This window comes from Streptomyces sp. NBC_00620 (genome assembly GCF_026341825.1).
GTDB lineage: Bacteria > Actinomycetota > Actinomycetes > Streptomycetales > Streptomycetaceae > Streptomyces.
Genome location: NZ_JAPENY010000002.1, coordinates 1971700 through 1997807 on the forward strand (window position 1 = coordinate 1971700; position 26108 = coordinate 1997807).

Sequence of the window (26108 nt, forward strand, 5' to 3'; positions counted from 1 at the left end):
GGCGGGCGCACGGAAGCCGGGGATGCCGTCCACGCGCGCGGGGGCACGATGGACAGCCGGGCCGCGGGAGCGGAGACGCAGCGCGGCCGGGCCGTACAGGCAGCGGGAGCGGGTTCCCCCGGAGCAGGCCCGGCCTGGCCCCGGGACACCATGGCGGCGGTGGTGCGGCAGTGGCAGACCGTGCGGCCCGACCTCGACACCGGGCCCATGGAGATCATCGGCCGTATCAACCGGTGCGCCGCGCTCCTTCAGCAGGCGGAGGACGCGCCGCTGCGCCGGGCCGGACTCACCCGCCCCGAGTTCGACGTCCTCGGCACGCTGCGGCGGACCGGGCACGAGCTGACGCCCAGCGAGATCGCCCGGGAGACGTTCTCCTCCGGTGCCGCCGTCACCAAGCGCCTGAAGCAGCTCACCGAGCGAGGTCTGGTCGAGCGGCGCGGTGACACCCGTGACCGCCGGGTCGCGCACGTCCGGCTGACCGACGCGGGGCGCGAACTCGTCGACGGCATCCTCCCGGAACAGCTCGCCTACGAGACGACAGTCCTGTCGGGGACCGACCTCGACCGGCAGCACGAACTGGCCGAACTGCTGGGCGACTTGCTCGGCCAGCTTGAGGGCCGGCTGGGCATGCCGCGCGCCTGAGTCCCGCTAGCCCTCCTCGCCCGCCGTATAGACGCCGAACGCAGCTCCCTGTGGATCCCGCACGACGGCGATCCGCCGGCTGGGCGACTGGGACATGGGCTCCATGAGCAGGTGGCCGCCCGCCTGGAGGGCCGCGTCCGCCGTGGCCTCCACGTTCTCGACGGCGAAGTAGGGCAGCCAGTGCGAGGGCACCTCGTGCGGGAACTTCTCGTCCATGGTCACCATGCCGCCGAAGTCGGCGCCGTCGACACCCCACTGCGTGTAGTGCTCGGAGGCGTTCACGGTCCAGCCGAACACCGTCGTGTAGAACTCCGTGACCCGGTCCGGGGCGCGGGTCAGCAGCTCCACCCAGCCGAGGGCGCCCGGAGCGTTGAACAGCCCCGCGCCGGGGAAGGACCGCGCCTGCCACAGCTGGAAGGCGGCGCCGCCCGGGTCGAAGGCGACCGCGAAACGGCCGATGTCGAACACGTCCATCGGGCCGAGGACCACCGTGCCGCCGGCCGCCTGCACCGCTGCCACGGCGGCATCCGCGTCGGCCACGGCGAACGAGACGCTCCAGGCGACCGGCTGCGACTCCTGGTACAGCGGCGACAGGGCGGCGACCGCGGCATCACCGAGGTGCGCCACGGTGTAGCCGCCCGCCTCCTGGCGCGGGTCCGTCTCCGGGCGCCAGCCGAACAGGTCGGCGTAGAAGCGCTTGGCCGCTTCGAGATCGCTGGTCCCCAGCTCCGTCCAGCAGGGTCCGCCGGTCACCGGCCTGTCGAGCTTCATGAGGTTCCTTCCGCAGCGAGTCCCCTGAAAACGCTAGTCCCGGGCCGCTGCGGCGGCCATCCGGGGCCCGGACCCGCGCCAGGGCGGACGCAAGCGCGGCCGAGCGACGCCGGGCCTCAGGGCCGGTAACGCAACGGATGGTCCGCCGGGATCTCCACGACCGCGATCTCGGTGCCGTCCGGATCCGCGATCCACATCTCGATCAGCCCCCACGGCTCCTTCACCGGCGGCCGCAGGACCTCGACACCGGCGGCCGCCAGTTCCTCGTACGCCGCCGCCGCGTCCGCGACCTGGAGCCACAGCTTGACCGCGGGGGACGGCGGGGTCTCGGAGCGGCCCGCGACCTCCAGGAAGCCGCCGCCGAGGAAGTAGACGGTGCCGCGTTCGGGTCCCGTACCGAACTCGCGGTAGACGGCGAGCCCCAGCTTCTCGCCGTAGAAGGCACGGGAGCGCTCCGGGTCGGTGGGGCGCAGAAGGGTTCGGCTGCTCAGTACATGCACCATGCAGCCGCAGCCTAGGGGAGGGTTACGCTCGTTGGTGCCTGAGCCGCGCCACGAACGGAGAACCGCTCCATGGACACCACCGCCTCCACCGGACTGACCTTCCGCGATGCCACCGACAGCGATGTGGACGCTCTGGTCGCGCTGATCGAGTCGGCGTACCGCGGGGACTCCAGCCGGGCGGGCTGGACCACGGAGGCCGACATCCTCGAAGGGCAGCGGATCGACCCCGAGGGCGTGCTCGCGGTCATCAAGTCACCGGACAGCCGGCTGCTGACCGTCGAGCGCGACGGTTCGGTCGTCGCCTGCTGCCAGCTCGAACACCGCGGTGACCACGCCTACTTCGGGATGTTCGCGGTCAGCCCCGCGCTCCAGGGTGCGGGCCTCGGCAAGGTGATCATCGCCGAGGCGGAGCGGCACGCGCGCGAGACCTGGGGCGTCGAGGAGATGCACATGACGGTGATCTCCGTACGCGAGGACCTCATCGCCTGGTACGAGCGGCGCGGCTACCGCCGTACGGGAAGGATGACGCCCTTCCCGTACGGCGACGAGCGCTTCGGCGTCCCGCAGCGCGACGACCTGCAGTTCGAGCTGCTGGTCAAGCCGCTCGGATAATCGTTACGGCAGTTGTGCCGATCATCAGGTCACGCGGTGAAGCGGCCAGTGCGCTTGATCTCGGGATAGTCGGTGGTCGCGCCGTCCAGTTGCAGGGCGCGCACCAACCGCAGCTGGTCCTGGGTGTTCACCACCCAGCCGATGATCCGCAGGTCGGCCTTGCGGGCGTGCTCCACGACCTCCAGGGTCAGCCGGCGGATGTTGAGGCAGACGGTCGCGGCGCCGACGTCCACGGCGCGGTCCACGACGTCGGTGCCGTACCGGCTGGCGATCAGCGCGGTGCGGACGCCGGGCACGAGTCGGGTGATCTCGTCGACCGCCTCGTCGTGGAACGAGGACACCTCGACCCGTCCGACCAGGTCCCGCCGGTGCATGACCTCGGCCAGAACCCGTGCCGCCGCCACGTCCTTGATCTCGGCCTGGATCGGCGTCGGGATGGCGTCAAGCACCTCCTCGAAGACGGGAACGCGCTCACCGCGCCCCGCGTCCAGCGCGCGCAGCTCGCCGAGTGTCTTCTCGGCGATCGGCCCCGACCCGTCGGTCGTACGGTCCACTTCGGCGTCGTGCATGACGACGAGGGCGCCGTCCTTGCTCAGATGCAGATCGAGTTCGATCAGGTCGAGGCCCGCCTGTTGGGCGGCGATGAAGGAACGGAGGGTGTTCTCGGGTTCGACACCCATCACTCCGCGGTGACCGATGGTGAGGAAGTTCAAGACGTGACTCGCTTCCGTCGACGGCGGCTCGGCTCGCGCGTGGTTCCGACGGCGGCGCCCACGCGGCAAGGCCGCAGCCTAATGGCCCTGCCGTGTGATGTACCCGCTCGTACGCGGGCCAAAGGGCCCGTCGGTCAGGGCGGACACGCCTCGCGCCGCCGACCCGGGTCACTCTGCGGTGGGCGAGTCCCGGCGGGGGTTGACCCGGAGCGAAGTCCTCGCGCCGTCTCGTGGTCCATAGCCGAAGTGAGCGTCCTTACGGTTTCCGGCAGGAAAAAGAGCGGTGAAGGAGGGGGTGCGCAGGATAATGTCCCGAGTTCCCACTTGTGGGAAGGAACTCCGAACGCATACGGTGTTCATACGCGAGGTTCTCCTGTGGAGGGTGGGACATGACGGAAATTCTTGTGCGGGTAGGTGCGGAGGGACAGGTTCCTCCCGTGGCCAGGGTGGTGGATCATCCGGCATGGCCCGTCCTCAAGGATGCCGTGGAGGAGATCCGGCCGTGGCAGGCCAAGGACGGCTCCATCGACTTCGACGCCGAGGGCGCGCCGGACACCTCCGACGCCGATCTGGCCGTACGCCGTGCCGTGGACGCGATCGAGCGGCTCGCCCCGCTGCTGCCCCACGACGCCGCCTATCACGAGGCGCTCGTGAAGGACCTGCGCCGCTGGGCCGACGGGGGCTTCAAGGTGCCCGACTTCCTCGACTCGCTGCTGGCCTTCCAGCCCGCCGCGCACCGCGAGGACGGCCTCCAGCACCTGGTCGTCTTCCCGATGTACACACAGAACGGCAACCCCGACCGCAACTTCGAAGCGGTCGTGCTGCGCATGGTGTGGCCGGACTGGCTGGCCGAGCTGGAGCGCACCCGCTACGACAACCCGCTGTTCTGCGGTATCACCTTCGAGGACTTCACCGCCGGATACGACACCAACTCGGCCGTCCTCTTCCCGGAGACCATCGCGGTGCGCGAGGCGCCCGAGCGCTTCTCCTGGGGCGGCATCTTCTGCGACCGCGAGGCCGCCCGCTTCCGCGCCGTCACCGAAGCCGCCGTGGACACCCTCGGTCTGGAACTGCCCGAGGACATCGCCGCGATGGTCGACGACCAGGAGCGCTGCGAGCAGGCCTTCGTGCTCTGGGACATGGTCCACGACCGCACCCACAGCCATGGCGACCTGCCCTTCGACCCGTTCATGATCAAACAGCGCCAGCCGTTCTGGATGTACGGCCTGGAGGAGCTGCGCTGCGACCTCACCGCCTTCAAGGAGGCCGTGAAACTGGAGGCCGACGGCTTCCCGCAGGGCCGCGACGTGCAGTACGCGGTGCTCTTCGACCGGATGTTCCGCTTCCCGGTCACCGGCGAGCGGGTCCGCAACTACGACGGCCTCGGCGGCCAGCTGCTCTTCGCCTACCTGCACAAGCACGACGTCGTCCGCTGGACCGACAACAAGCTGCACATCGACTGGCAGCGCGCCCCGCAGGTCACCAACGAGCTGTGCGCCGAGATCGAGGACCTCTACCGGGCCGGCATCGACCGCCCCAAGCTCGTCCACTGGTTCAAGGCCTACGAGCTGGTCGCCACCTACCTCGCCCCGCACCCGGGCTCCCGCTGGGCCAAGGGCCCGGACGCCCTGGACCTCACCCTGCCTCCGCGAAAGCTCGTGGACGACGTGCTTCCGGACGAGTTTCCCCTGAGCATGTTCTATGAGGCGCTCGCCAAGAAGCTGAAGCATGTGATCGCCTCCACCAAGGGCATCACAGCGGCGAGCGCCGAGCGGGCCGCCGCGTGAGCGCCCGTGTCCAGCACGCTCAGGAGGCGAGGACCATGTCCGACGGGAATGGCAACGGAGCACTGAGCGGAGCGGTGATCGCGGTCGCGGGTGCCGGAGGCCCCGCGGGCCGCGCGACGCTGCTGCGGCTCGCCGAGGCGGGCGCGACGGTCGTCGGCTCGGACAACGACCCCGAGCGTCTCGCGGAGGCCGTGGACGCGGCCCGCTACGCCTACGGAGGCGCCACCGTCGTCGGCGACACGGTCGACCTGCTCGACCTGGACTCGACCCACGACTGGGCCACCCGCATCGAGAAGGACTTCGGCCGCGTCGACGGCCTGGTCCACCTCGTCGGCGGCTGGCGCGGCAGCGAGACCTTCACCAAGACGGTTCTCGACGACTGGGACCTGCTCGAACTGCTGCTCATCCGCACCGTGCAGCACACCTCCCTCGCCTTCCACGAGGCGCTGCAGCGCAGCGAGCGCGGCCGGTACGTCCTGACCAGCGCCGCCGGGGCGAGCAAGCCCACCGCGGGCAACGCGGCCTATGCCGCGGCCAAGGCCGCCGCCGAGGCCTGGACGCTGGCCATGGCGGACTACTTCCGCAAGGCCGGGGGCGAGCAGGGGCCGACCTCCGCTGCTGCCATCCTGGTCGTCAAGGCACTGGTGCACGACGCGATGCGCGCCGAGCGCCCGAACGCGAAGTTCGCGGGCTTCACGGACGTCAAGGAGCTGGCCGACGCCATCGCCGGCGTCTGGGACAAGCCCGCCGGTGAAGTGAACGGAAAACGTCTGTGGCTGACCGAGAAGCCGTGAACCCTCCCAGGACCGACGCCCGGCGTCACCACGACCCGGCCGTCCGTGGATTCGCCAGCGACAACTACGCGGGGGCCCACCCCGAGGTGCTCGCCGCCCTGGCCCTGGCCAACGGCGGGCACCAGGTCGCGTACGGCGAGGACGACTACACGGCCAACCTCCAGTCGGTCATCCGCAGCCACTTCGGTGCCACGGCGGAGGCCTTCCCGGTCTTCAACGGCACCGGCGCGAACGTGGTCGCGCTGCAGGCCGTCACCGACCGCTGGGGCGCGGTGATCTGCGCGGAGAGCGCGCACATCAACGTCGACGAGGGCGGCGCCCCCGAGCGCATGGGCGGTCTCAAGCTGCTCACGGTGCCCACCCCCGACGGCAAGCTCACCCCCGAGCTGATCGACCGGCAGGCGTACGGCTGGGACGACGAGCACCGCGCGATGCCGCAGGTCGTCTCGATCACCCAGAGCACCGAACTGGGCACCCTCTACACGCCCGAGGAGATCCGCGCGATCTGCGACCACGCCCACGCGCACGGGATGAAGGTGCACCTGGACGGGTCCCGGATATCCAACGCGGCCGCCTCCCTGGACGTCCCCATGCGGACGTTCACCAACGCGGTCGGCGTCGACATTCTCTCCCTGGGCGGGACGAAGAACGGCGCGCTGTTCGGTGAGGCCGTCGTCGTCCTCAACCCCGACGCCGTCAGCCACATGAAGCACCTGCGCAAGCTGTCGATGCAGCTCGCCTCCAAGATGCGTTTCGTCTCCGTGCAGTTGGAGGCGCTGCTCGCCAAGGACCTGTGGCTGCGCAACGCCCGGCACTCCAACGAGATGGCTCAGCGGCTGGCCGAGGGCGTGCGCGCGGTGCACGGCGTGGAGATCCTCTACCCGGTGCAGGCCAACGCGGTCTTCGCACGCCTTCCGCACGACGTGAGCGAGCGCCTGCAGAAGCGCTACCGCTTCTACTTCTGGGACGAGAGCGCGGGTGACGTCCGCTGGATGTGCGCCTTCGACACGACCGAGGACGACGTCGACGGTTTCGTGGCGGCGCTCAAGGAGGAGATGGCGCACTAGCGAGCTGACACGGTGTGCATAGATATACGGCCGACCGAAAAGTCATTGACTCTCGGTCGGCCGTATTCCTATGCTCTGCGACCATGGAGCTGATCCAGGAAACCCCTGACCTGTCCGCCTACTTGGCCGCGGACGAGGCCATCGACCACCATCATCCGCTGGTGCGGGAGACGGCCGCGCGGCTCGCGAAGGGTGCGGCCGACTCGTATGACTATGCGCGGGCGGCCTATGGATTCGTGCGCGACACCATTCCCCACTCGCAGGACGCCGGTGATCCGCGCGTCACCTGGCGCGCCTCCGACGTCCTGGAGCAGTGCACCGGCATCTGTCACGCCAAGGCGCACGCGCTGACCGCGCTGCTGCGGGCGGAGGACATCCCGACCGCCCTGTGCTACCAGTCGCTGGCGCACGACGACGGCGCCGGACATGTCGTGCACGGCCTGGTCGCCGTCCGGTTCAACGGGGCCTGGCATCGGCAGGACTGCCGCGGGAACAAGCCCGGCGTCGACGCGCGGTTCTCGCTCGACGGCGAGCGCCTTGCCTGGATCCCCGACCCGGAGTCCAATGAGATGGACTACCCGGTACTGTATGCTGAACCTCATCCGGCCGTTCTGCGCGCACTCAAAGGCGCCCCCGACCGGCCGCACTTGTGGAAGACGCTCCCCACCGCACTCTGAGGCCAGGCAGACGATGACTCTCACGCTCACCGTGTCCGACGAGGTGCGCGCCCTCGCGCCCGGATTCACGCACGTCGCCATCGAGGCGTACGGACTCGTCAACGGACCCAGTACCGAAGGGACTTCGGCGCTCCTGGACGACGCGGCCCGCCGTCTGGCCGTACGACTGGACGGTCGCGCTCCGCACGAGGACCCGCACATGGCGGCCTGGCGGGAGACCTACACGGCGTTCGGCTCCAAGCCCTCGCGGACGCGCAACTCGGCGGAGGCGCTGGCCAAACGGGCCCTCTCGGACGCCGGACTGCCCCGGATCAACGTGCTCGTCGACGTCTACAACGCCATCAGCGTCGCCCACCTGATCCCCGTCGGCGGTGAGGATGCCGACCATATCCAGGGCGGGATGCGCCTCGTGCGCGCCACGGGTGAGGAGGACTTCGTGACCGTCGCGGGCGGCGAGGAGGCCGTCGAACACCCCGACGCGGGCGAGGTGGTGTGGCGCGACGACGCCGGCGTGACCTGCCGCCGCTGGAACTGGCGCCAGGGGCCGCGCACGCGGCTCACGGAGGAATCGGCCTCCGCGGTCTTCCTGCTGGAGAGCCTGGCGCCGATGCCGGTCGCCGACGTCGAGCGGGCGGGAGCCGAACTCGCCGAACTCCTGGAGAAGTTCAGCCCCGGGGCGCGGATCACCGTCCACGCCCCGGAGTGACGATTCAGCGTGCCTCGGCTGCCTTCACCTCTTCGGGGGTCGGCGCTGTGCCGCCGAGGTGCGCGGGCATCCACCATGTGTCGTCCGGACCCTTGGGCCGCACGGGATAGGCGCGCTGCGCGGCTTCGAGGAGCTCCTGTACCTGGTCGCGCAGCCGCCGGGTGATCGCCCCCGCGTACTGGTCCTTCGGGGCCTCGACCGGCTCGCCGACCCGGATGGTGATCGGGATGTGGCTGCGCTTGAAGTTGCGCGGGCGGCCCTTGGTCCACAGGCGCTGGGTGCCCCACACGGCCATCGGGATCAGCGGGACACCGGCCTCCTGGGCCATGCGTGCCGCACCCGACTTGAAGCTCTTCAGCGTGAACGACTGCGAGATGGTGGCCTCGGGGAAGACACCGATGATCTCGCCGGCGCGCAGCGACTCCAGCGCGTGGGCATAGGCCGTCTCGCCCTGCTTCCGGTCCACCGGGATGTGCTTCATGCCCCGCATCAGCGGACCGGAGATCTTGTGCCGGAAGACCGACTCCTTCGCCATGAAGCGGACGAGGCGCTTCTGCGGCAGGGCGGCCAGACCGTCGAAGATGAAGTCCAGATAGCCGATGTGGTTACTGACCAGCACGGCGCCGCCCGAGCGCGGAATGTTCTCCGATCCCTTGCAGTCGATCTTGAGGTCCCAGGCCTTGAACAACGTTTGGGCGAGACCGACGACGGGACGGTAGACAAGCTCTGCCATGGACGGGGTGGACCCTTCTCTCTGCCGGGGAAGGGTTCTCCCGGCGGGGAAGTTACGCAGCCGTAGGTTTACGGCATTGCGCAGATCGTGCCCCAAGAACGGACGAGTGACCAGTCCTAGTGCCTTCGGGCAGCGAGATCCTCGTCACGTCGACCCCTTGATCCACCTCGGAGTTTTAACTCGCCTTTACTCCGCGCGTACCGTGACCCGACGCACGAGCAGGTACATCTCACACCCGAGGCAGTACCCGAACGCGGCATTGAGAAACGCCGCCGCGAGCGCGCAAGCGGTTGCCGCCGTCCCCAGCCACTCCGGTCCCACCGCGTAGCCGACGAGTCCCACGACCGCGAAGGCGAGCCCGACCGCCTGCGCGAACCGCGGCGGCTCCGGCGCCTCGAACTCGGTCGGCGGCCCGATCCGGGGACGTACCGCCTTGCGGAACAGCCAGCCGTAGGGAGAGCGCCCCACGCCGCCCGCCGCGCCCAGCGCGAACGCCAGCGTCTGCCAGGCCAGCAGCCAGGCGCTGCCGGTGATCAGCACGACCGCCAGTACGACGGTCGTCACGGCCGCGCCGAACCGCGGCCCCCTCACATCGATGTCCATGAATCAAGCATTCCGCACTCATCGGCTTTTGTGAGGCGGGGAATCTTTGCGGTCTCGTGAATGCTTGTGCAGGAGATGACCGGACTTGTGGTGTGCGTGGTGGTGCTCGCGCTGTCGAGCGTGTACGGAGTGCTGCATCGGCGGCGGAGCGGGAGGGTGAGGGTGCGCGGGCGCGACGGCGGAAAGCTTCTCGGCGCGGCGGAGTTGGGGGAGGGGCTCGGTGAACGGGCCACGCTCGTCCAGTTCTCCAGCGCCTTCTGCGCCCCCTGCCGGGCGACCCGACGGGTGCTCACCGAGGTGGCGGAGATGGTCCCCGGGGTGTCCCACGTGGAGATCGACGCCGAGGACCGCCTGGACCTCGTACGCGAACTCGACATCCTCAAGACCCCGACCGTGCTCGTCCTCGACGCGGCCGGGCGGATCGTGCGGCGGGCAACGGGGCAGCCGCGCAAGGCCGATGTGATCGCCGCGCTGGGGGAGGCTGTCTGACCCGTGGTGATCAAGGTGAGGCATCTCCCAGATGCCGGAACGCACTTGACTGCACCCACCACCTATCGTCAGCCTGACCGTATGCCCCGGGAAATCCTTCTCTTCGAGCGCGTCCACGTGGACCTGGCCCGTACCGCGAGTGCCTGCTGTCCGGGCTGTTGAGCAGCCACGGATCAGCCCGTCACCTCTCGCAGAAGGACAACTCCATGACGGCCACGCCCGACCTCGGCACCCCACAGCTCGCCTCTCCCGACCTGCTGCGCTCCGTCTTCAGGCGGCACGCGGCCGGTGTCGCCGTGATCACGGCCCCCGGCGCCGAGGGCCCCGTCGGCTTCACCGCCACCTCGCTCACCTCGGTCTCCGCCGAGCCCCCGATCGTCTCCTTCGGGATAGGCGTCGGCGCCTCAAGCTGGCCCGCGATCTCCGCGTCCGACCACATCGGCGTGCACATACTCGGGGAGCATCAGCAGGAACTGGCCGGCACCTTCGCCAGGAGCGGCGCCGACCGCTTCGGCGCGCCCACCCGTTGGCGTAACGGCCCTGAAGACGTTCCCGTGCTCGACGACGTCCTCGCGTGGCTGGTGTGCCGTGTCGTCGCGCGCGTGCCCGCGGGAGATCACCGCATCGTCCTGGCCGAGGTGGTTCTCGGCGACCCGTCGGGCGCGGGCCGCCCGCTGCTCTACCACCAAGGGCGTTTCAACGGCCTGCGCGACTGAAGCTACCGGCGGGTCCTACTCGTCGGTTACGCAGCGTTGCGAAGGTCACAGTTCAAAGCGCTTGCTTAGTGGGTAATTGCTGGGTGTACTGGCGAGTAATATTTCGGTCGGAGCGCGGGCCGCCCCGACCGGGATCGGCCGCTTCAGGCGCCTATGCTGCCGATAAGAAGGCAGCCAAAAATGACGATGCAGTAGGAGAGCCGGCGTGAGCTTGAGGATCGTTGTCACTGTGAAGTACGTGCCCGACGCCACTGGCGACCGGCACTTCGCCGATGACCTGACCGTCGACCGTGACGACGTGGACGGTCTGCTCTCGGAGCTCGACGAATACGCGGTGGAACAGGCGCTGCAGATCGCCGACGAAGCCGACGACGCCGAGATCACCGTGCTGACGGTCGGCCCCGAGGACGCCAAGGACGCGCTGCGCAAGGCGCTGTCGATGGGCGCGGACAAGGCCATCCACGTCGAGGACGACGACCTGCACGGCACCGACGTGATCGGTACGTCGCTGGTGCTGGCGAAGGCCATCGAGAAGGCCGGCTTCGACCTGGTCATCTCCGGCATGGCGTCCACCGACGGCACCGCGGGTGTGGTCCCGGCCCTCCTTGCCGAGCGTCTTGGCGTTCCGCAGGTCACCCTGCTCTCCGAGGTCTCCGTCGAGGACGGTGTGGTCAAGGGCCGCCGTGACGGCGACTCCGCCTCCGAGCAGCTGGAGGCTTCCCTCCCGGCGGTCGTGTCGGTCACCGACCAGTCGGGCGAGGCGCGTTACCCGTCCTTCAAGGGCATCATGGCGGCCAAGAAGAAGCCGGTGGAGTCCTGGGACCTGGAGGACCTCGAGATCGAGGCGGACGAGGTCGGCCTCGAGGGTGCCTGGACCAAGGTCGACTCCGCGGCTGAGCGCCCCGCACGCACCGCCGGCACGATCGTCAAGGACGAGGGCGAGGGCGGCAAGCAGCTCGCCGAGTTCCTCGCGGGCCAGAAGTTCATCTGAGAACACCGGCCTGCCGCAGGCTCCCTGACCGCCCCTCATCTTTCGCAAGCAGGAGAGAAGAAGTCCCATGGCTGAAGTTCTCGTCTACGTCGACCACGTGGACGGCGCCGTCCGCAAGCCCACCCTGGAGCTGCTGACGCTGGCCCGCCGCATCGGCGAGCCCGTCGCCGTTGCCCTCGGCGCCGGTGCCGAGGCCACCGCGCCCGCGCTCGCCGAGCACGGCGCGGTCAAGGTCCTCACCGCCGACGCCCCCGAGTTCACCGACTACCTGGTCGTACCCAAGGTGGACGCGCTCCAGGCCGCGTACGAGGCCGTGTCCCCGGCCGCCGTGCTCGTCCCGTCCTCCGCCGAGGGCAAGGAGATCGCCGCCCGCCTCGCGCTCCGTATCGGCGGCGGCATCATCACCGACGCCGTCGACCTGGAGGCCGGCGACGAAGGCCCGGTGGCCACGCAGTCCGCGTTCGCCGCTTCCTTCTCCACCAAGTCCCGTGTTTCCAAGGGCACTCCGGTCATCACGGTCAAGCCGAACTCGGCCGCCGTGGAGACCGCCCCGGCCGCCGGCGCGGTCGAGGCCCTCACCGTGTCCTTCTCGGAGAAGGCCACCGGCACCAAGGTCACCGCGCGCACCCCGCGTGAGGCCACAGGCCGCCCCGAGCTGACCGAGGCCGCGATCGTGGTCTCCGGCGGCCGTGGCGTCAACGGCGCCGAGAACTTCTCGATCATCGAGGGTCTCGCCGACTCCCTCGGCGCGGCCGTGGGTGCCTCGCGTGCCGCGGTCGACGCCGGCTGGTACCCGCACTCCAACCAGGTCGGCCAGACCGGCAAGTCGGTCTCCCCGCAGCTGTACATCGCCTCCGGCATCTCCGGCGCGATCCAGCACCGCGCCGGCATGCAGACCTCGAAGACCATCGTCGCCATCAACAAGGACGCCGAGGCCCCGATCTTCGACCTCGTCGACTACGGCGTCGTCGGCGACCTCTTCGAGGTTGTCCCCCAGCTCACCGAGGAGATCAAGTCCCGCAAGGGCTGAGTCTCTGACGTACGAGATGTAAGAGCCGTACGAGGCCCCTGTGACCGTTTTTGACGCGGTCGCGGGGGCCTTGCTCATGCCAGGGTCAGCGTCGCCTGTACGGGCAGATGGTCGCTCGGGCACTGGCCGTTCAGGGAGAAGGTGTTGATCGTGGAGCGGTGTGCCGTCACACCCGGCGTGGCGAGGATCCAGTCGATGCGGTCGCCGTCCGGCGCCAGCGGCCGGTAGCCGTGGAAGGTGGCGTACAGCCTGCTCCGTTCGGCCGCCGTGTCCCAGGTGTCGACGAGTCCGGCGTGCAGCATCGTGTCGTAGACAGGGCTCTCGTGGGCCGCGGCATTGAAGTCGCCGGTCACGAGCACCGGCAGGGAACGGTCGAGTCCGGCGATGCGTTCGCCGATCAGGGCGGCGGAACGCGCGCGTGCGTTCTGACTCGCGTTGTCCAGGTGGGTGTTGAGGAAGTAGAACTCCCGCCCGCCGGCGCCGAGGTCACGGAAGCGGACCCAGGTGACCATGCGGATGGAATCGGCGCCCCAGGTGTTCGAACCGACCACGTCAGGGGTGTCCGAGAGCCAGAAGTGTTCGTGCTCGACCGGGGTCACCCGGCGGGTGTCGTAGAAGACCGCCATGATCTCGTCCCGGGTGCCGCCCGCGCTGCCGGTGCCGATCCAGTCGTAGTGCGGGCCGAGGTCGGCCTCGATGTCGAGGAGCTGCTGGTGGACGCCCTCCTGGGTGCCTATGACATGGGGCCGTTCCTGGAGCAGTAACGCGCGTATCGCGGGGCGGCGTGCCGTCCAACTGTTGGGTTCGGTGGTGCTCGCGAAACGCAGGTTGAAGGTCATGACCTCCAGGCGGCGGCCCGGGCTTCCGACGGCGGAGACGGACGCTGTACTGAAGAAGGGCAGGGCGACCGCGGCGGCCACGACGGTCTTGAGTCCCAGGCGACGGGTGAGTCTCTTGGCGTTCGGCACGCGTGCTCCTTCGCTCGCTGGACCCTCAGGATGATGAAGGGTGCGGGCCGCAGTGTGAAGGAGGGAACTGAGAGGGGAGTGAACGCGGTGGGTTCGGAGGGTGACCCGGGACGCAAGAGGGTGTTGACCGGTGGGAAGGTCCCCGGATAACTTCGTTCTACGGATTGTTGATTCCGCAGTGCGGAAAACAGGAGGGTGCGGGATGGGTCAGGGCCAGCAGGAGAAGGTGGCGACGAGCCTCGCGGGCGCCGTCAGCGAGGAGATCAGCGCCTCCCTCGCCCCGGTCGACGCCGAGTTGGAGCGCCGCTACCCCGGAGACCCGGGCACCCGGCAGCCCGTCCACACCGTCTACGTGCCCGGCGACGCGTTCGCCGCCGACACCATCCGCTCCTGGGGCGACCGGGCGCTCGCCGCCCTCGACGAGCACGCCCCGGACGCCGCCTCCTTCGCCGCCGTCCTCGGCCTCACCGACGACCTCGCCGAGCCCGTGTACGACCGCGTACGGGCCAAACTGGAGCGCGAACCGATCGAGGACCTGCGCGTCGACTTCGAGGACGGCTACGGCCCGCGTCCGGACGCCGAGGAGGACGAGGCCGCGGCGCGCGCCGCCCGGCTGATCGCGGAGGCGTACGAGAACGGGACGGCGGCCCCGTACATGGGCATCCGCATGAAGTGCATGGAGGCCCCGGTCCGCGACCGCGGCATCCGCACCCTCGACATCTTCCTCACCGGCCTGATGGAGGCCGGCGGCCTCCCCGACGGGCTCGTCCTGACGCTGCCGAAGGTGACGTACGCCGAGCAGGTCACCGCGATGGTGCGGCTCCTCGAGGAGTTCGAGAAGGCGCGCGGTCTCGAGCCCGGGCGGATCGGCTTCGAGATCCAGATCGAGACCAGCCAGTCGATCCTCGCCGCCGACGGCACCGCGACCGTCGCCCGCATGATCCAGGCCGCCGAGGGCCGCGCCACGGGTCTGCACTACGGCACCTTCGACTACAGCGCCTGCCTCGGCGTCAGCGCCGCCTACCAGGCCAGCGACCACCCCGCCGCCGACCACGCCAAGGCGATCATGCAGGTCGCCGCCGCGGGCACCGGCGTACGCGTCTGCGACGGCTCCACCAACGTCCTCCCGGTCGGCCCGACGGAGAAGGTCCACGACGCCTGGCGGCTGCACTACGGCCTCACCCGCCGCGCCCTCGCCCGCGCCTACTACCAGGGCTGGGACATGCACCCCGGCCACATCCCGACCCGCTACGCGGCCGTCTTCGCCTTCTACCGCGAAGGCTTCGAACAGGCCGCGACCCGCCTCTCCCGCTACGCCAACCAGGCCGGCGGCGACGTCATGGACGAACCCGCCACCGCCAAGGCCCTCAGCGGCTACCTGCTGCGCGGCCTGGACTGCGGCGCCCTCGACATCGCCGAGGTAGCGCGGGTTACGGGTCTGACGCGGGCGGACCTGGAGGGTTTTGCGGTGCCGAGGCGGGCGGACCTGACAATCTCCGCCAAGTAGAGCGCCCCGTCAGGGGCGCGGGGAACTGCGCGACCAGCCACGGCCGTCCGCAGCTTCAAGACGACCGTTGACGCCGGTCGCGTAGCGACCACGTCACAGAGACTGCCTCCAGGCACTGGGTGTCACTGCTGCCCCGTAGTGTGGACGCCATCCACTGGCGTGACACAGGAACGGGGCAGCAGTGTCTTCGGGGGAGAGCGAACAGCCGGACGGCATAGGCCGACTGCTGGCGGACCGGTACCGCGTCGTGGCCCAACTCGGCCGCGGCGGCATGGGCATCGTCTGGCGAGCCCAGGACGAAGTCCTGGGCCGCGAGGTAGCCGTCAAGGAACTCCGCACCTACACCGACGCCGCCGCGCCCGAACTGGCCGACCTGGGCCGGAGGATGCAGCGCGAGGCCCGCGCGGCCGCCCGGGTGAGCCACCCCGGAGTCATAGCCGTGCACGACGTGGCGGAGGTCGACGGACGCCCGCTCATCGTCATGGAGCTGGTGGACGGCCCGTCGCTGGACGACGTCCTGCGCGAGCGCGGCACCCTGGACCCCCGCGAAGCGGCCTCCATCGGCGCCAAGGTCATGGACGCGCTGGCAGCCGCCCACCGCGCAGGGGTCCTGCACCGCGACGTGAAGCCGGGCAACATCCTCCTCGACCGCTCGGGCCGCGTCGTCCTCACCGACTTCGGCATCGCCACGATGGACGATCCCGGCGACGGCTCCACCACCCACCTGACCCGCAGCGGCGAACTGGTCGGCTCCCTCGACTACTTGGCACCCGAGCGGGCCCAGGGCAACGAACCGGGCCCCGCGTCGGACGTCTGGGCCCTCGGTGCGACCTTGTACGCCGCCGTGGAGGGATCGTCCCCCTTCCGCCGTGCGTCGACGTGGTCCACGCTCACCGCGATCGTGGTCGAGCCGCTGCCGGAACCACGGCTCGCCGGTCCCCTGGGCCCCGTACTGCAGCAGCTCATGAACAAGCAGCCGGAGGCACGCCCGGACGCGGACCTGGCGCGCGAACTGTTGGAGGCGGTCGCGGGAGCACCCGGGGCGGACTCCGCGACGACGGGACTGAGAGTTCCGGAGCCGCGGCCGCATGAGGCGACGGAACGGAGTGTCCCGTCGGTACCGCCGGGATTCGGACCGCCGGTGCCCGTCGCTCCGGCGGTAGCCCTCGCCGCCGTCGCCCCTTCTTCCGCGCCCCGCCGCCGCGGAGGCCGCGCCCTCCTCGCCGCCGGGGCCGTCATCGTCGTCCTCGCGGCGACCGGCTTCACCGTCGCGCTGCTGAACAGCCCGGACGACACGGGCGCCGCGGCTCTCCCGACGCCGTCCCACGTCGGCGGGACGGCCCCTTCCGACGGCGCCAGCCGCGGCTCGGTCGACCTGTCGGACGACTCCAAACCGACCGAGAAGGGAGACGGGAAGTCCAAGGCCCCGGAGAAGAAGCCCACTTACATACCCGAGACCACTCCTGAGCCCTCGAAGGCCCCCGTCAACGGGGGCAGCACCGGCGGCACATCGGACGACGGCTCGGGCGGCTCCACCGACGGCGGTACCACCGGGGGCGGTTCAAGCAGTCCCACCACTCCTGCCGCCCCGGTCTGCGACCCCATCGGCGGCGGCAAGTACAACTGCCAGGTCTGGCGCACCGCCAAGTCCTACACCGCCTCCGGCACCGAGGCCGGCGTCCTCAACGCGGGCACCAACTACTTCTACTGCCAGCAGGACCTGGGCCGCCGGGAGACCTACGGCGAGTGGACCAACGTCTGGTGGGCCAGGACCGACGACGACAGCGGCAACACCGGCGTCTTCGTCAGCGATGTGTACATCCAGGGCGGCGACAACGACGCACCGCTTCCGGGCCTTCCGGTCTGCTGAGGCCGTCGAAGTCAGCGAGGCCGTATATACCTTTCGAGGCCGGAAGCAGTCGCGAGTCCTTCCTCGGCGAACAGTCGCGTGCCCCGCGCGCAGAGCGCCCTGTCGAAGCGCGCCCGGTCGCAGAACTCCTCGGGTGTGTCCCCGAACAGCTCACGCAGGCGCGGTGATTCGGCGAGAAGAGAGGTGAGCAGCGGACGCTCGCCCGGATGCCCGCGTGGTGTCCCGGAGCCGTCGTGGAGTACGCCGCGGCGGTTGACGTAGACGTACGCGCCGGGGAGGAGTTCGCCGGACTCCAGCTCGATCCGGAAGTCCTCCGAGGAGAGCCGGGCACGGTCGTACGCACCGGTCGGCGTCGTGACTCCCTCGCTCGCGTCGACGACCGCTAGCTGGGCCGCGTCGAGCCAAGTGATGAACAACTCGCTCACGGTTCCAGGTGCTTGGAACGGCGACGCCGACACATATCCCGTCAGGCTCACATGGGCCGAGACACCGACGCCGATACCGGTGACCATCGCCTTCACCATCGGGATCGGGGAGGACACCTCGAACTCCGCCATCTTGTGGCGGAGTTGGGCGGGGCAGGCATTGGAACCGACGGCGACCACGGGGACGCGGTCCTCGTACACCAGGCGCTTCAGGGGCAACAGCCGGTCTCCGTCCAGGAGTCCGGACGTCTGAGGCCACTTTCCTGGATAGCTCAGCGGATGGTCGCGGGGCGCTTCGGCGAGGCCGAGTGCTTCGAGCGTACGAGGGTCTGGGCCGGCCATGGCTCAGCCCGCGGGCGGCAGTTCGCCCGAGCCGCGGGTGATCAGCCGGGTCGGGAGCTGGATCCGTTCCGGAGTGATGAGGGTGCCGTCGAGCTGGCGGAAGAGGCGTTCGGCGGCGGTGCGGCCGAGGGTGGCGGCGTCCTGGGCGACGACGGTGACACCGGGCTGGAGGAGGTCGGCGAGTTCGATGTCGTCGAAGCCGACGAGGGCGACCGGGCGGCCGCGCTCGGCGATGACGCGGACGACCGTGACGGTCACGCGGTTGTTGCCGGTGAAGATCGCGGTGACGGGGGAGGAGCCGGAGAGCATGTCCTCGGCCGCCTTGCGCACCCGCTGCGGATCGGTGACGCCCAGGGACATCCACGCGTCCTCGACCGGTATCCCCGCGTCCTCCATGGCGGCGCGGTAGCCGCGCAGCCGCTCGGCGGCGGTGTGGATGCGAGGCATGTCGCCGATGAAGCCGATCCGGCGGTGGCCGTGCGCGATGAGGTGGGCGACGCCGTCGCGGGCACCGCCGAAGCTGTCGGACAGCACGGCGTCGGCGTCGATCTTCCCGGCCGGACGGTCCACGAACACCGTGGCGACGCCCGCCTTTATCTCGGGCTCCAGATAGCGGTGGTCGTCACCGGCCGGAATCACGACGAGCCCGTCCACGCGGCGCGCGCACAGGGCGAGGACCAACTCCTGCTCGCGGTCCGGGTCCTCGGCGCTGGAGCCGTTGATCAGCAGTGCGCCATGTGCCCGGGCGACCTCTTCGACCGCCCGGCTCAGGGGCCCGTAGAAGGGGTCCGCGAGATCCTCGAGGACGAGACCGATGCTCGCGGTGCTGCCCTTGCGCAGCACCCGCGCGCTGTCGTTGCGGCGGAAGCCCAGCGCGTCGATGGCCTCCTGGACCCGGCGCTCGGTGTCCGGGGTGACCCCCGGTTCGCCGTTGACCACACGCGAGACCGTCTTCAGGCCGACCCCCGCACGCGCCGCGACGTCCTTCATGGTGGGACGGTTGCCGTAACGGTTCTCGGATCGGCGGGCGGTCTCTGCCACGATGCGCTGTCCTGTCCTGTCGTCCACGGGATGCACCGGCCCACGAGAATGGTCGATGGGGATGCACAGGTCCATGGGGTTGTATGAGGATGTGGCGTCGAGCATAGAGCCTGGACAACGTTGTCAGATGCGGGAGAGACTGTCCACCGCATTCTCCGGCCTGCGCCTTCCCCCAGGGGCGCGTCGTCCTTTCCAGTTTTTCGGCCGGGGATCCGGATCCGCAGCGCGGCGGGTCCGACTCGACACCTCCTTGGGAGATCTGAAACTGATGCACACCGACCTCGTGGCCGCGCTCGACATCGGCGGCACCAAGATCGCCGGAGCGCTGGTGGACGGCCACGGCCGGATTCTCCTCCGCGCGCAGCGCGCGACGCCCGCGCAGGAGGACGGCGACACCGTGATGGGGGCCGTCGAGGACGTGATCGGCGAGCTGACCCTCTCCCCACTGTGGGGCAGGGCAGGCGCCGTCGGTATCGGCAGCGCGGGCCCCGTGGACGCCTCCGAGGGCACGGTGAGTCCCGTGAACGTGCCGGGCTGGCGCGACTACCCCCTGGTCGAGCGGGTCCGTACGGCCACGGCCGGGCTGCCCATCGAGCTGATCGGCGACGGTGTGGCCATCACGGCGGCCGAGCACTGGCAGGGCGCGGCGCGCGGGCACGACAACGCGCTGTGCATGGTCGTTTCGACGGGAGTCGGCGGCGGACTGGTCCTGGGCGGAAAACTGCACCCGGGGCCCACGGGCAACGCGGGCCACATCGGCCACATCAGCGTGGACCTCGACGGAGACCCCTGCCCCTGCGGATCCCGGGGCTGTGTCGAGCGCATCGCGAGCGGTCCGAACATCGCCCGCCGTGCACTGGAGGGCGGCTGGCAGCCCGGTCCGGACGGCGATGCCTCGGCGGCCGCGGTGGCCGCCGCGGCCCGCGCCGGTGATCCCGTCGCCATCGCCTCCTTCGAGCGCGCTGCCCAGGCGCTCGCGGCGGGCATCGCGGCGACCGCGACCCTCGTCGAGATCGACATCGCCGTCATCGGCGGGGGAGTGGGCAAAGCGGGGGACGTCCTCTTCGCACCGCTGCGCAAGGCGCTGGCCGACTACGCGACGCTGTCCTTCGTCCAGCGCCTGACCGTGACGCCCGCGCTGATGGGCACGGACGCCGGTCTGGTCGGCGCGGCGGCGGCCGCGCTCACCCGTAGGGCGAGCACGACCGCCGCCGGCGTGAGTGGCTGACCCGTCAGCAGCTGAGCGGCGCGTCAGCAGGTGAGCTGCGCGTCCGCCCAGTCGCCGTGGTCCGAGGTGATCCCGTCTCCGCCGTCAGTGACGACGAGACGCACCACCTCGGCACCGCTCACGTCGGCCGAAATCGCCTGCGCGGCCTGGGCGTTGGTGAGTACGCCCGTGGAGGCCACCTTCGTCCCGTCCGCCCAGATCTCGAACGCGACGGAACCGTCGGCGCCCTCCTCGTCGTCGGCGCCCACCTGTGCGGTGACGGTCTCGCACGCCTTGCCGGTGTAGTACTCGACGGTGCTCTCCGCGTGTACGCCCAGCCCCTTGGCATACACGGCACCGTTGATGGTGATCGGATTACCGTCTCCCGCCTCGTTCTCACCGTTGCTGGTGTCGCGCTCGACCGGGCCCCACCCATTGGTCGTCGACAGCCATGGCAGGTCCCCGAGAGAGGAAACTCCCGAGGGTGGCGCCACGACCACGGACGCGGTCAGCGGAAGCACACTCTCGGCGCGTACACCGGTCGGCGAGCGGTAAGTCGCCTTCAGCGTCAGGTCGTACGAGCCCGCGACCGTGCCCGCCGGCGCGGTGACCTTCCACGACGTACGCAGCGACCGGCCCGTCGGCAGGACGCTCGCGGTGGTCGGCGAAGCCGCCTTGACCTTCCATCCCTCGGGCCCGCTCAGCTTCACGGAGACCTGCTTGGCGGCCGTACGGCCCAGGTCGGTGACCGTCGACGTCAGGGCGACGGCCTTGTCCGGCTCGGCCAACAGGCTGCCTTCCAGGCCGAGTTCGACGGCGGGCGGGTTCTTGGCCCACTTGGCGTCGGTGGAGACACGTACAAGCACCGTGCCGTGCGCCGGGACGGTCGCCGAGATCGTGCCCGCGGTGTTGTAGCTCTTGTGCTGCCACAGATCGCGCAGGGTGTACGCGCCCGCCTGGGGCAGGCCCACGGCCCCCGCGGTCGTGGCGATGCGCTGCGCGCTGCCGGTCTCGTTGAACAGCGCCACGGTCCGGCTGCCGTCCTTCATCTCCTTGGCGACGACCCAGCGCCCGCCCTCGGAGGAGAGCACCACGCCCTGCTTGCCCAGCGGGTCCTGGTCGACTGCGATGACTTCCTTGTTGTCGAGGATGTCGAAGGTCGCGTCGGACGCGGTACGCAGGTCGGAGCCGATGAGGAGGGGTGCGGCCATGATCGACCACATCGAGAAGTGCGAGCGGTACTCGGTGTCGGTCATGCCGCCGTTGCCGACCTCCAGCATGTCCGGGTCGTTCCAGTGCCCGGGACCGGCGTACTGGGCGAGCGGCAGGTTCTGCTTGAGGATCGACAGCATCGAGCCCCAGCTGTCGCTGATGTCACCGGTCGTACGCCACAGCTGTCCGACGTCCGAAGCCCATTCCCAGGGCTTGTTCTCGCCCCACTCGCAGATGCTGTAGACGATGGGGCGGCCTGTCGACTGGGAGGCGGCTGCGAGAGCGTCACGCATGGTGTTGTAGCGCAACTTGGCGTCCACGCCTTGGTTGTTGCAGTTGTCGTACTTGAGGTAGTCGACACCCCAGTCCGCGAACTGCTGGGCGTCGCTGTACTCATGGCCGAGCGCGCCAGGGAAGCCCGCATCGTTGCATGTCTTCGTGCCTGCGCTGGTGTAGATGCCGAGCTTCAGGCCCTTGGAGTGGATGTAGTCGGCAACTGCCTTGATCCCATTGGGGAATCGCGCGGGGTCGGGCACCAACTTGTCGTTGGCGTCGCGCGAAGGCAGGGCCCAGCAGTCGTCCAGGTTGACGTACTCGTACCCGGCGTCCTTGAGGCCCTTCTCGACGAAGATGTCGGCGATCCCCTTGACCATGTCCTCGTTGAACTCGGCGCGGCAGTGCGTGGAGTTCCAGTTGTTGAAGCCCATGGGTGGGGTGAGGGCGAGGCCCTCGGCCAGTGCGGGGGAGGCGGTGTCCTCGGCCGGGGCGGCCAGGGCCGGCGCGGCGAGGCCGATCGTGCACAACAGTCCTGCGGTGAACGCTCCGACCGCTCTTCGGCGGGCCGTGCGGGTGTGAAGGTGACGCATCGTTACGTCCTCCGAACACGCGAAAGATGGGATGACGTCATGTTCGCGTCATCGCTGAGCGTTTAAGGTAGGACGTGTTGGACTCTGTTGGAAGAGGGGGCGCAAGACCCGCTCGGAGTGACGGCAGTTGTTCGATATCTCGTTAAAACCCTTGACTTGGCGCCGTTTTGGTGTGAGGCCCGCCCCTCACGTTCGGTTGTGTTGGTTGCTACCTGGAGGAGATAGGCGCGGCACAGGCCTCGTTGCAGGGGCTCGTCTTGCCCGAAGATACGGCAGGACATCGGATGTCCCGGCTAAATCTCTTGCGTGCGGCGAGGGGGCCGGCGGAAACACGAACGTAGTCGCGGTGGAGCCCAACGCCTCGGACGCGGTACCGCGACGGCATCAACGACGCGTGGAGGCGAAGGGCTGATCCCACCCTCACTCGCAGCCGACGCCGTCCCCGTCACGGTCGAGGTGGCGGCCGTAGCCGGGGTCTCCGGCGCGTACGGGCGCGGCTCCCGCCGCGCGGGCGGCAGCGCAGTTCTCGTAGTACACGTCGTCGCTCCCGCCACTGCTGTCGTCCGTGTTGCCACTGTCGGCGGCGGGCTGTGCGGTGACGGTCGTTCGCACGGTTGTCGTCGCCCGGACCGTCACGGTGGCGGCGGGCTTCGCGTCCGCGGTCTCCGTCGCGGTGGCGGTCGCTGTCGTGGTGGCGGTGACCGTGGCGGTCGGCTGAGGATCGGCCGACGCGGACTCCTTGTCGTCTCCGCTGCCGCCGATGCCTATGCCGAGGAAGAGCGCCAGAGCGAGCGCCGGCAGGACGAAACGTTTACGCGCCCAGCCTGGAGCGATGCGGGCCGGTGCGGTTGACGGTGGTGGTGTGTACGGGTTGGTCATCTCGTCCCCCCTGGGATGATTCGAGGGGGATGACGGTAGTGCTGGAGATGTGCCGGATGGTGCGGAGATGGCGTTGCGTGACCCACCCGTTACTCATGCCCCGCTTCGTAGTTGAACCGGGCATGAAGAAGCGAAGCATGCTTGCCATTGCCTCCCTGGCTGCCGGATTCGTCGTCGCGGCGGTCACGCCGTCCCATGCCGACACGGACGTACTCGACAACCTGGACGTCAACGACACGCTCAGCACCCTCGACCACACCGTCAGCAGCGACAGCCTGGCCGCGCACGAGGGCGCTCCGGGCCACAACAGCTGAGGGGTTCGATCCGTGGCGCCGGTGTCCCTGGGCGGGGACACCGGCGCCGTGCTTTCGGCCCCCTCATCAGGGGCTGGTTTCCGTGGCAGGGTGAAGCGGGCAAGCCTCAGGGGGCCAACAGAAGAGGGGGAACCGTGATCGTCTGGATCAACGGTGCGTTCGGTGCGGGGAAGACCACCACCGCACGGGAACTGATCGAGCTGATCCCGAACAGCACGCTCTTCGACCCCGAGGTCATCGGCGGCACGCTCCCGCAGCTGCTGCCGCCCAAACGCCTCGCCGAGGTCGGCGACTTCCGGGACCTGCCGATCTGGCGGCGCCTGGTGGTCGACACCGCGGCGGCGATGCTCGCCGAACTCGGCGGCGTCCTCGTGGTTCCGATGACCCTGCTGCGCCAGGAGTACCGGGATGAGATCTTCGGCGGTCTCGCCGCGCGCCGGATCCCTGTACGACATGTGCTCCTCGCCCCGGCGGAAACGATCCTGCGCAAGCGAATAGCGGGGCGTGAGGTGCCCCCGGAACTGCCGGACGGTGAGATACGGGTGCGGCAGTGGTCCTACGACCACATCGAGCCGTACCGCGCCGCACTCGCCTCCTGGCTCCTCGCCGACGCCCACCCCGTGGACACCGGCGCGCTCACCCCGTACGAAGCCGCGCTGCGCATCGCCGAGGCCGTACACACCGGGGACGCGCCCGTCTGCGAGATCGTGCAGACCCCCGAACCCACCGCGGAGACCGTCGCCGCGGGGGTGCTGCTCTTCGACGAGCAGGACCGTGTGCTGCTCGTCGACCCGACGTACAAGGCGGGCTGGGAATTCCCCGGCGGCGTCGTCGAGTCCGGCGAAGCCCCCGCGCGCGCGGGCATACGCGAGGTCGCCGAGGAGACCGGCCTGCAACTGGACGACGTACCCGCTCTGCTCGTCGTCGACTGGGAGCCGCCCGCGCCGCCCGGCTTCGGCGGCCTGCGCCTTCTCTTCGACGGCGGCCGGCTCGACGACGCCGCGGTCCGGCGCCTGCTGCTTCCCGGCCCCGAACTGCGGGACTGGCGCTTCGCCAGCGAACAGGAGGCGGCGGATCTGCTGCCACCGGTGCGTTACGAACGGCTGCGGTGGGCACTTCGGGCGCGGGAACGTGGAGCCGCGCTGTACCTGGAGGCTGGGATTCCCGTCGGCTGAGCTCACCGACGTGAATTGATGTCAGGTGTCGTCGATGCGCCGGGAGTTGCCGAACCGGCGCAGCTCCTTCGCCGCCCAACGGGTCCCACGCACCGCTGAACCCCCGGCAAGCGGGGGCTCGGGGACGGATGCCCGGCGCGGGCCGCTAGTTGTGGGCCGCGCCGGCGGACGCGAGCCGGTGGGTGCCGAAGGCGCGGGTGGCCAGGCCAAGGGTTCGGGTCAGTGTCATTGAGACGGCCATCAGGATCAGGCTGTCCGTGATGGCGTCGACGGTGATCTGGTGGGAGATCATCCAGTGGCCGAGCTGTGTCCCGAACCAGTGCTCGCTGCCGTAGGAGAAGGCGGCCCGTGCTCCGATCACGACGATCCACAAGGACGCGTAGCCGAACCCCGCCCGGGTGACCGGGCGGCCGGTGCGCGGGCTGCTGTAGACACGCATGAGGCTTGTGGCGGCCAGCCCGGCGAGCAGACCTGCGACGCTCGCGGCGATCTCCAGGGTCAGGCCGTCGCCGTGCGTGGTCAGCCCCTTCGCGAACAGCGGAACGATCGCGGCGGCCAGCAGCAGCGGGCGCAGGATGCGAAAGACGCCGACCTTCCGGTGGGAGCCCAGATCCGCTTCCAGTACGGCGAAGAGGACGAGGCCGTTGATGAGCATGGCTTGGCTGAGGGTGGACATGGCGTCACGGTCCTAGGGTCGGGACGCGGCCGTTTCGGCCGGTCGGTACGGCGTGGCTTCGCGCTGTCACCACACTCGTCCGGCGCCGGTCGTGGGTCGCCGTAGCAGGGGGTGACCCGAGGGGTGATCCGTCGCGGGGACGCCCCTCCCGTGTCACCCCGCAGGTCATGCCGTGGTGTGACGCCGCCTGTGATCGGTCTCCGTAGCGTCGGCCTCGGTCGATGAAGCGAATGCAGCCGATGAAGGAGTCGTCATGAGCGTGCTTGTGGTCCTGGCCGTGATCGGCATCGTGGTGGTGGTGATCGGACGCCAGCTCGCGGGCGAACCGCTGCGCGGCAAGCGGGTCCTGCTGCTGCCCGCGATCCTGGCGGTCGTCGGCGTGTACCAGCTCTCCGGGCACGGCGAGCACCCCACCGCGCCCGACATCGGACTCCTGGTGGCCGGCGCGGTGGTCGCGGCGGGCATCGGCGCCGGCCAGGGCTCGGTCATGCGGCTGGAGAACCGGGGCGGCGCCCTGTGGGGACAACTGCCCGTCATCGGTCTGTGGCTGTGGGGCGCTCTGATCGCCTCCCGGGTGCTGACCACACTCGTCGCGAGCGAGCTGCACGCCCATGTCGCGGCATCCTCGGCAGCGATCCTGCTGATGCTGGGCGTCAACCGGCTCGGCCAGGCCGCAGTGATCACTCGGCGCGCGCTGTCCTCGGGTGTGCCCTTCGCGCCGGAGAAGGACGGCAAGGTCTTCATGGGGAATCGCTTTGGGCGTCAAAATTGAGGTCCGGATACCATTCGAGT

Annotated in this window: 29 protein-coding genes; 18 read left to right on the plus strand and 11 right to left on the minus strand. The window is 69.9% G+C overall.

The window, feature by feature from the left end:
* Window positions 1–150 precede the first annotated feature (150 nt).
* Complete coding sequence (locus OG246_RS28135; RefSeq protein ID WP_266470962.1) at window positions 151–642, plus strand: MarR family winged helix-turn-helix transcriptional regulator; 492 nt, start codon at window positions 151–153, stop codon at window positions 640–642.
* Between the two features lie 6 nt (window positions 643–648).
* Here the strand turns inward: OG246_RS28135 and OG246_RS28140 are convergent, their stop codons facing one another.
* Both OG246_RS28140 and OG246_RS28145 read right to left on the minus strand, forming a co-directional pair.
* Window positions 649–1413, minus strand: a complete 765-nt coding sequence (locus tag OG246_RS28140) for a VOC family protein (RefSeq protein WP_266469506.1) — start codon at window positions 1411–1413, stop codon at window positions 649–651.
* Between the two features lie 116 nt (window positions 1414–1529).
* The gene (locus tag OG246_RS28145) at window positions 1530–1916 is read right to left on the minus strand and encodes a VOC family protein (RefSeq protein WP_266469508.1); all 387 of its coding nucleotides are present in this window, start codon (window positions 1914–1916) and stop codon (window positions 1530–1532) included.
* 69 nt (window positions 1917–1985) lie between these two features.
* On the opposite strand from OG246_RS28145, the gene OG246_RS28150 reads away from it, so the two are divergent.
* The gene (locus OG246_RS28150; RefSeq protein WP_266469510.1) at window positions 1986–2528 is read left to right on the plus strand and encodes a GNAT family N-acetyltransferase; all 543 of its coding nucleotides are present in this window, start codon (window positions 1986–1988) and stop codon (window positions 2526–2528) included.
* Between the two features lie 29 nt (window positions 2529–2557).
* Here OG246_RS28150 and OG246_RS28155 read toward each other — a convergent pair whose 3' ends face one another.
* Window positions 2558–3241, minus strand: coding sequence for a glycerophosphodiester phosphodiesterase family protein (locus OG246_RS28155; protein ID WP_266469512.1), 684 nt, complete (start codon window positions 3239–3241; stop codon window positions 2558–2560).
* Between the two features lie 389 nt (window positions 3242–3630).
* On the opposite strand from OG246_RS28155, the gene OG246_RS28160 reads away from it, so the two are divergent.
* From OG246_RS28160 to OG246_RS28180, 5 genes are all read left to right on the plus strand, one after another.
* Window positions 3631–5028, plus strand: coding sequence for a DUF6421 family protein (locus OG246_RS28160; protein ID WP_266469514.1), 1398 nt, complete (start codon window positions 3631–3633; stop codon window positions 5026–5028).
* 35 nt (window positions 5029–5063) lie between these two features.
* Window positions 5064–5822: an SDR family NAD(P)-dependent oxidoreductase gene (locus OG246_RS28165; RefSeq protein WP_266469517.1), complete on the plus strand. Its 759-nt coding sequence runs from the start codon at window positions 5064–5066 to the stop codon at window positions 5820–5822.
* Window positions 5819–6889, plus strand: coding sequence for a low specificity L-threonine aldolase (locus OG246_RS28170; protein WP_266469518.1), 1071 nt, complete (start codon window positions 5819–5821; stop codon window positions 6887–6889). Before OG246_RS28165 ends, OG246_RS28170 begins: the two co-directional genes overlap by 4 nt.
* Before the next feature lie 83 nt (window positions 6890–6972).
* The gene (locus OG246_RS28175; protein ID WP_266469520.1) at window positions 6973–7566 is read left to right on the plus strand and encodes a transglutaminase family protein; all 594 of its coding nucleotides are present in this window, start codon (window positions 6973–6975) and stop codon (window positions 7564–7566) included.
* A gap of 13 nt (window positions 7567–7579) precedes the next feature.
* Window positions 7580–8272 (plus strand): B3/4 domain-containing protein, encoded by a 693-nt coding sequence (locus tag OG246_RS28180; protein WP_266469523.1) that lies wholly within the window; start codon window positions 7580–7582, stop codon window positions 8270–8272.
* 4 nt (window positions 8273–8276) lie between these two features.
* Here OG246_RS28180 and OG246_RS28185 read toward each other — a convergent pair whose 3' ends face one another.
* Together OG246_RS28185 and OG246_RS28190 are read right to left on the minus strand one after the other, a co-directional pair.
* Window positions 8277–9005 carry a 1-acyl-sn-glycerol-3-phosphate acyltransferase gene (locus OG246_RS28185; protein WP_266469525.1) on the minus strand — a complete coding sequence of 243 codons (729 nt, stop codon included), beginning with the start codon at window positions 9003–9005 and terminating at the stop codon, window positions 8277–8279.
* A gap of 186 nt (window positions 9006–9191) precedes the next feature.
* Window positions 9192–9608 carry a DUF4395 domain-containing protein gene (locus OG246_RS28190; protein WP_266469528.1) on the minus strand — a complete coding sequence of 139 codons (417 nt, stop codon included), beginning with the start codon at window positions 9606–9608 and terminating at the stop codon, window positions 9192–9194.
* Window positions 9609–9683: 75 nt separating this feature from the next.
* Between OG246_RS28190 and OG246_RS28195 the strand changes: the two genes are divergently transcribed.
* From OG246_RS28195 to OG246_RS28210, 5 genes are all read left to right on the plus strand, one after another.
* Entirely contained in the window at window positions 9684–10097 is a 414-nt protein-coding gene (locus tag OG246_RS28195; protein WP_266469530.1) for a thioredoxin family protein, read from the plus strand.
* Window positions 10098–10178: 81 nt separating this feature from the next.
* Window positions 10179–10259, plus strand: a complete 81-nt coding sequence (locus OG246_RS42915; RefSeq protein WP_353962478.1) for a putative leader peptide — start codon at window positions 10179–10181, stop codon at window positions 10257–10259.
* Between the two features lie 44 nt (window positions 10260–10303).
* Window positions 10304–10813, plus strand: coding sequence for a flavin reductase family protein (locus OG246_RS28200; protein ID WP_266469532.1), 510 nt, complete (start codon window positions 10304–10306; stop codon window positions 10811–10813).
* 205 nt (window positions 10814–11018) lie between these two features.
* Window positions 11019–11804, plus strand: coding sequence for an electron transfer flavoprotein subunit beta/FixA family protein (locus OG246_RS28205; RefSeq protein ID WP_266469534.1), 786 nt, complete (start codon window positions 11019–11021; stop codon window positions 11802–11804).
* 67 nt (window positions 11805–11871) lie between these two features.
* Window positions 11872–12834 (plus strand): electron transfer flavoprotein subunit alpha/FixB family protein, encoded by a 963-nt coding sequence (locus tag OG246_RS28210; protein WP_266469536.1) that lies wholly within the window; start codon window positions 11872–11874, stop codon window positions 12832–12834.
* A 74-nt stretch (window positions 12835–12908) separates the two neighbouring features.
* On the opposite strand, the gene OG246_RS28215 is transcribed toward OG246_RS28210, so the two are convergent.
* Entirely contained in the window at window positions 12909–13802 is an 894-nt protein-coding gene (locus tag OG246_RS28215) for an endonuclease/exonuclease/phosphatase family protein (protein WP_266469538.1), read from the minus strand.
* 202 nt (window positions 13803–14004) lie between these two features.
* On the opposite strand from OG246_RS28215, the gene OG246_RS28220 reads away from it, so the two are divergent.
* Both OG246_RS28220 and OG246_RS28225 read left to right on the plus strand, forming a co-directional pair.
* Window positions 14005–15309 carry an aldolase/citrate lyase family protein gene (locus OG246_RS28220; RefSeq protein ID WP_266469539.1) on the plus strand — a complete coding sequence of 435 codons (1305 nt, stop codon included), beginning with the start codon at window positions 14005–14007 and terminating at the stop codon, window positions 15307–15309.
* 181 nt (window positions 15310–15490) lie between these two features.
* Window positions 15491–17179, plus strand: a complete 1689-nt coding sequence (locus OG246_RS28225; RefSeq protein ID WP_266469541.1) for a serine/threonine-protein kinase — start codon at window positions 15491–15493, stop codon at window positions 17177–17179.
* Window positions 17180–17190: 11 nt separating this feature from the next.
* Here OG246_RS28225 and OG246_RS28230 read toward each other — a convergent pair whose 3' ends face one another.
* Together OG246_RS28230 and OG246_RS28235 are read right to left on the minus strand one after the other, a co-directional pair.
* Entirely contained in the window at window positions 17191–17946 is a 756-nt protein-coding gene (locus OG246_RS28230; RefSeq protein WP_266469543.1) for a hypothetical protein, read from the minus strand.
* 3 nt (window positions 17947–17949) lie between these two features.
* Window positions 17950–19014, minus strand: coding sequence for a LacI family DNA-binding transcriptional regulator (locus OG246_RS28235; RefSeq protein WP_266469545.1), 1065 nt, complete (start codon window positions 19012–19014; stop codon window positions 17950–17952).
* A gap of 241 nt (window positions 19015–19255) precedes the next feature.
* Between OG246_RS28235 and OG246_RS28240 the strand changes: the two genes are divergently transcribed.
* On the plus strand, window positions 19256–20215 hold the full coding sequence (locus OG246_RS28240) for an ROK family protein (protein WP_266469547.1): 960 nt from the start codon (window positions 19256–19258) through the stop codon (window positions 20213–20215).
* Window positions 20216–20238: 23 nt separating this feature from the next.
* On the opposite strand, the gene OG246_RS28245 is transcribed toward OG246_RS28240, so the two are convergent.
* Window positions 20239–22272, minus strand: a complete 2034-nt coding sequence (locus tag OG246_RS28245; RefSeq protein WP_266469549.1) for an NPCBM/NEW2 domain-containing protein — start codon at window positions 22270–22272, stop codon at window positions 20239–20241.
* A 420-nt stretch (window positions 22273–22692) separates the two neighbouring features.
* Window positions 22693–23151 carry an excalibur calcium-binding domain-containing protein gene (locus OG246_RS28250; protein WP_266469551.1) on the minus strand — a complete coding sequence of 153 codons (459 nt, stop codon included), beginning with the start codon at window positions 23149–23151 and terminating at the stop codon, window positions 22693–22695.
* A 122-nt stretch (window positions 23152–23273) separates the two neighbouring features.
* Here OG246_RS28250 and OG246_RS28255 point away from each other — a divergent pair, with 122 nt between their 5' ends.
* Window positions 23274–23465, plus strand: coding sequence for a hypothetical protein (locus OG246_RS28255; RefSeq protein ID WP_266469553.1), 192 nt, complete (start codon window positions 23274–23276; stop codon window positions 23463–23465).
* 134 nt (window positions 23466–23599) lie between these two features.
* Entirely contained in the window at window positions 23600–24640 is a 1041-nt protein-coding gene (locus OG246_RS28260) for an NUDIX hydrolase (RefSeq protein ID WP_266469555.1), read from the plus strand.
* A 145-nt stretch (window positions 24641–24785) separates the two neighbouring features.
* On the opposite strand, the gene OG246_RS28265 is transcribed toward OG246_RS28260, so the two are convergent.
* Complete coding sequence (locus tag OG246_RS28265) at window positions 24786–25316, minus strand: hypothetical protein (RefSeq protein WP_266469557.1); 531 nt, start codon at window positions 25314–25316, stop codon at window positions 24786–24788.
* A 253-nt stretch (window positions 25317–25569) separates the two neighbouring features.
* Here OG246_RS28265 and OG246_RS28270 point away from each other — a divergent pair, with 253 nt between their 5' ends.
* Window positions 25570–26088, plus strand: coding sequence for a hypothetical protein (locus OG246_RS28270; protein WP_266469558.1), 519 nt, complete (start codon window positions 25570–25572; stop codon window positions 26086–26088).
* Window positions 26089–26108 lie beyond the last annotated feature (20 nt).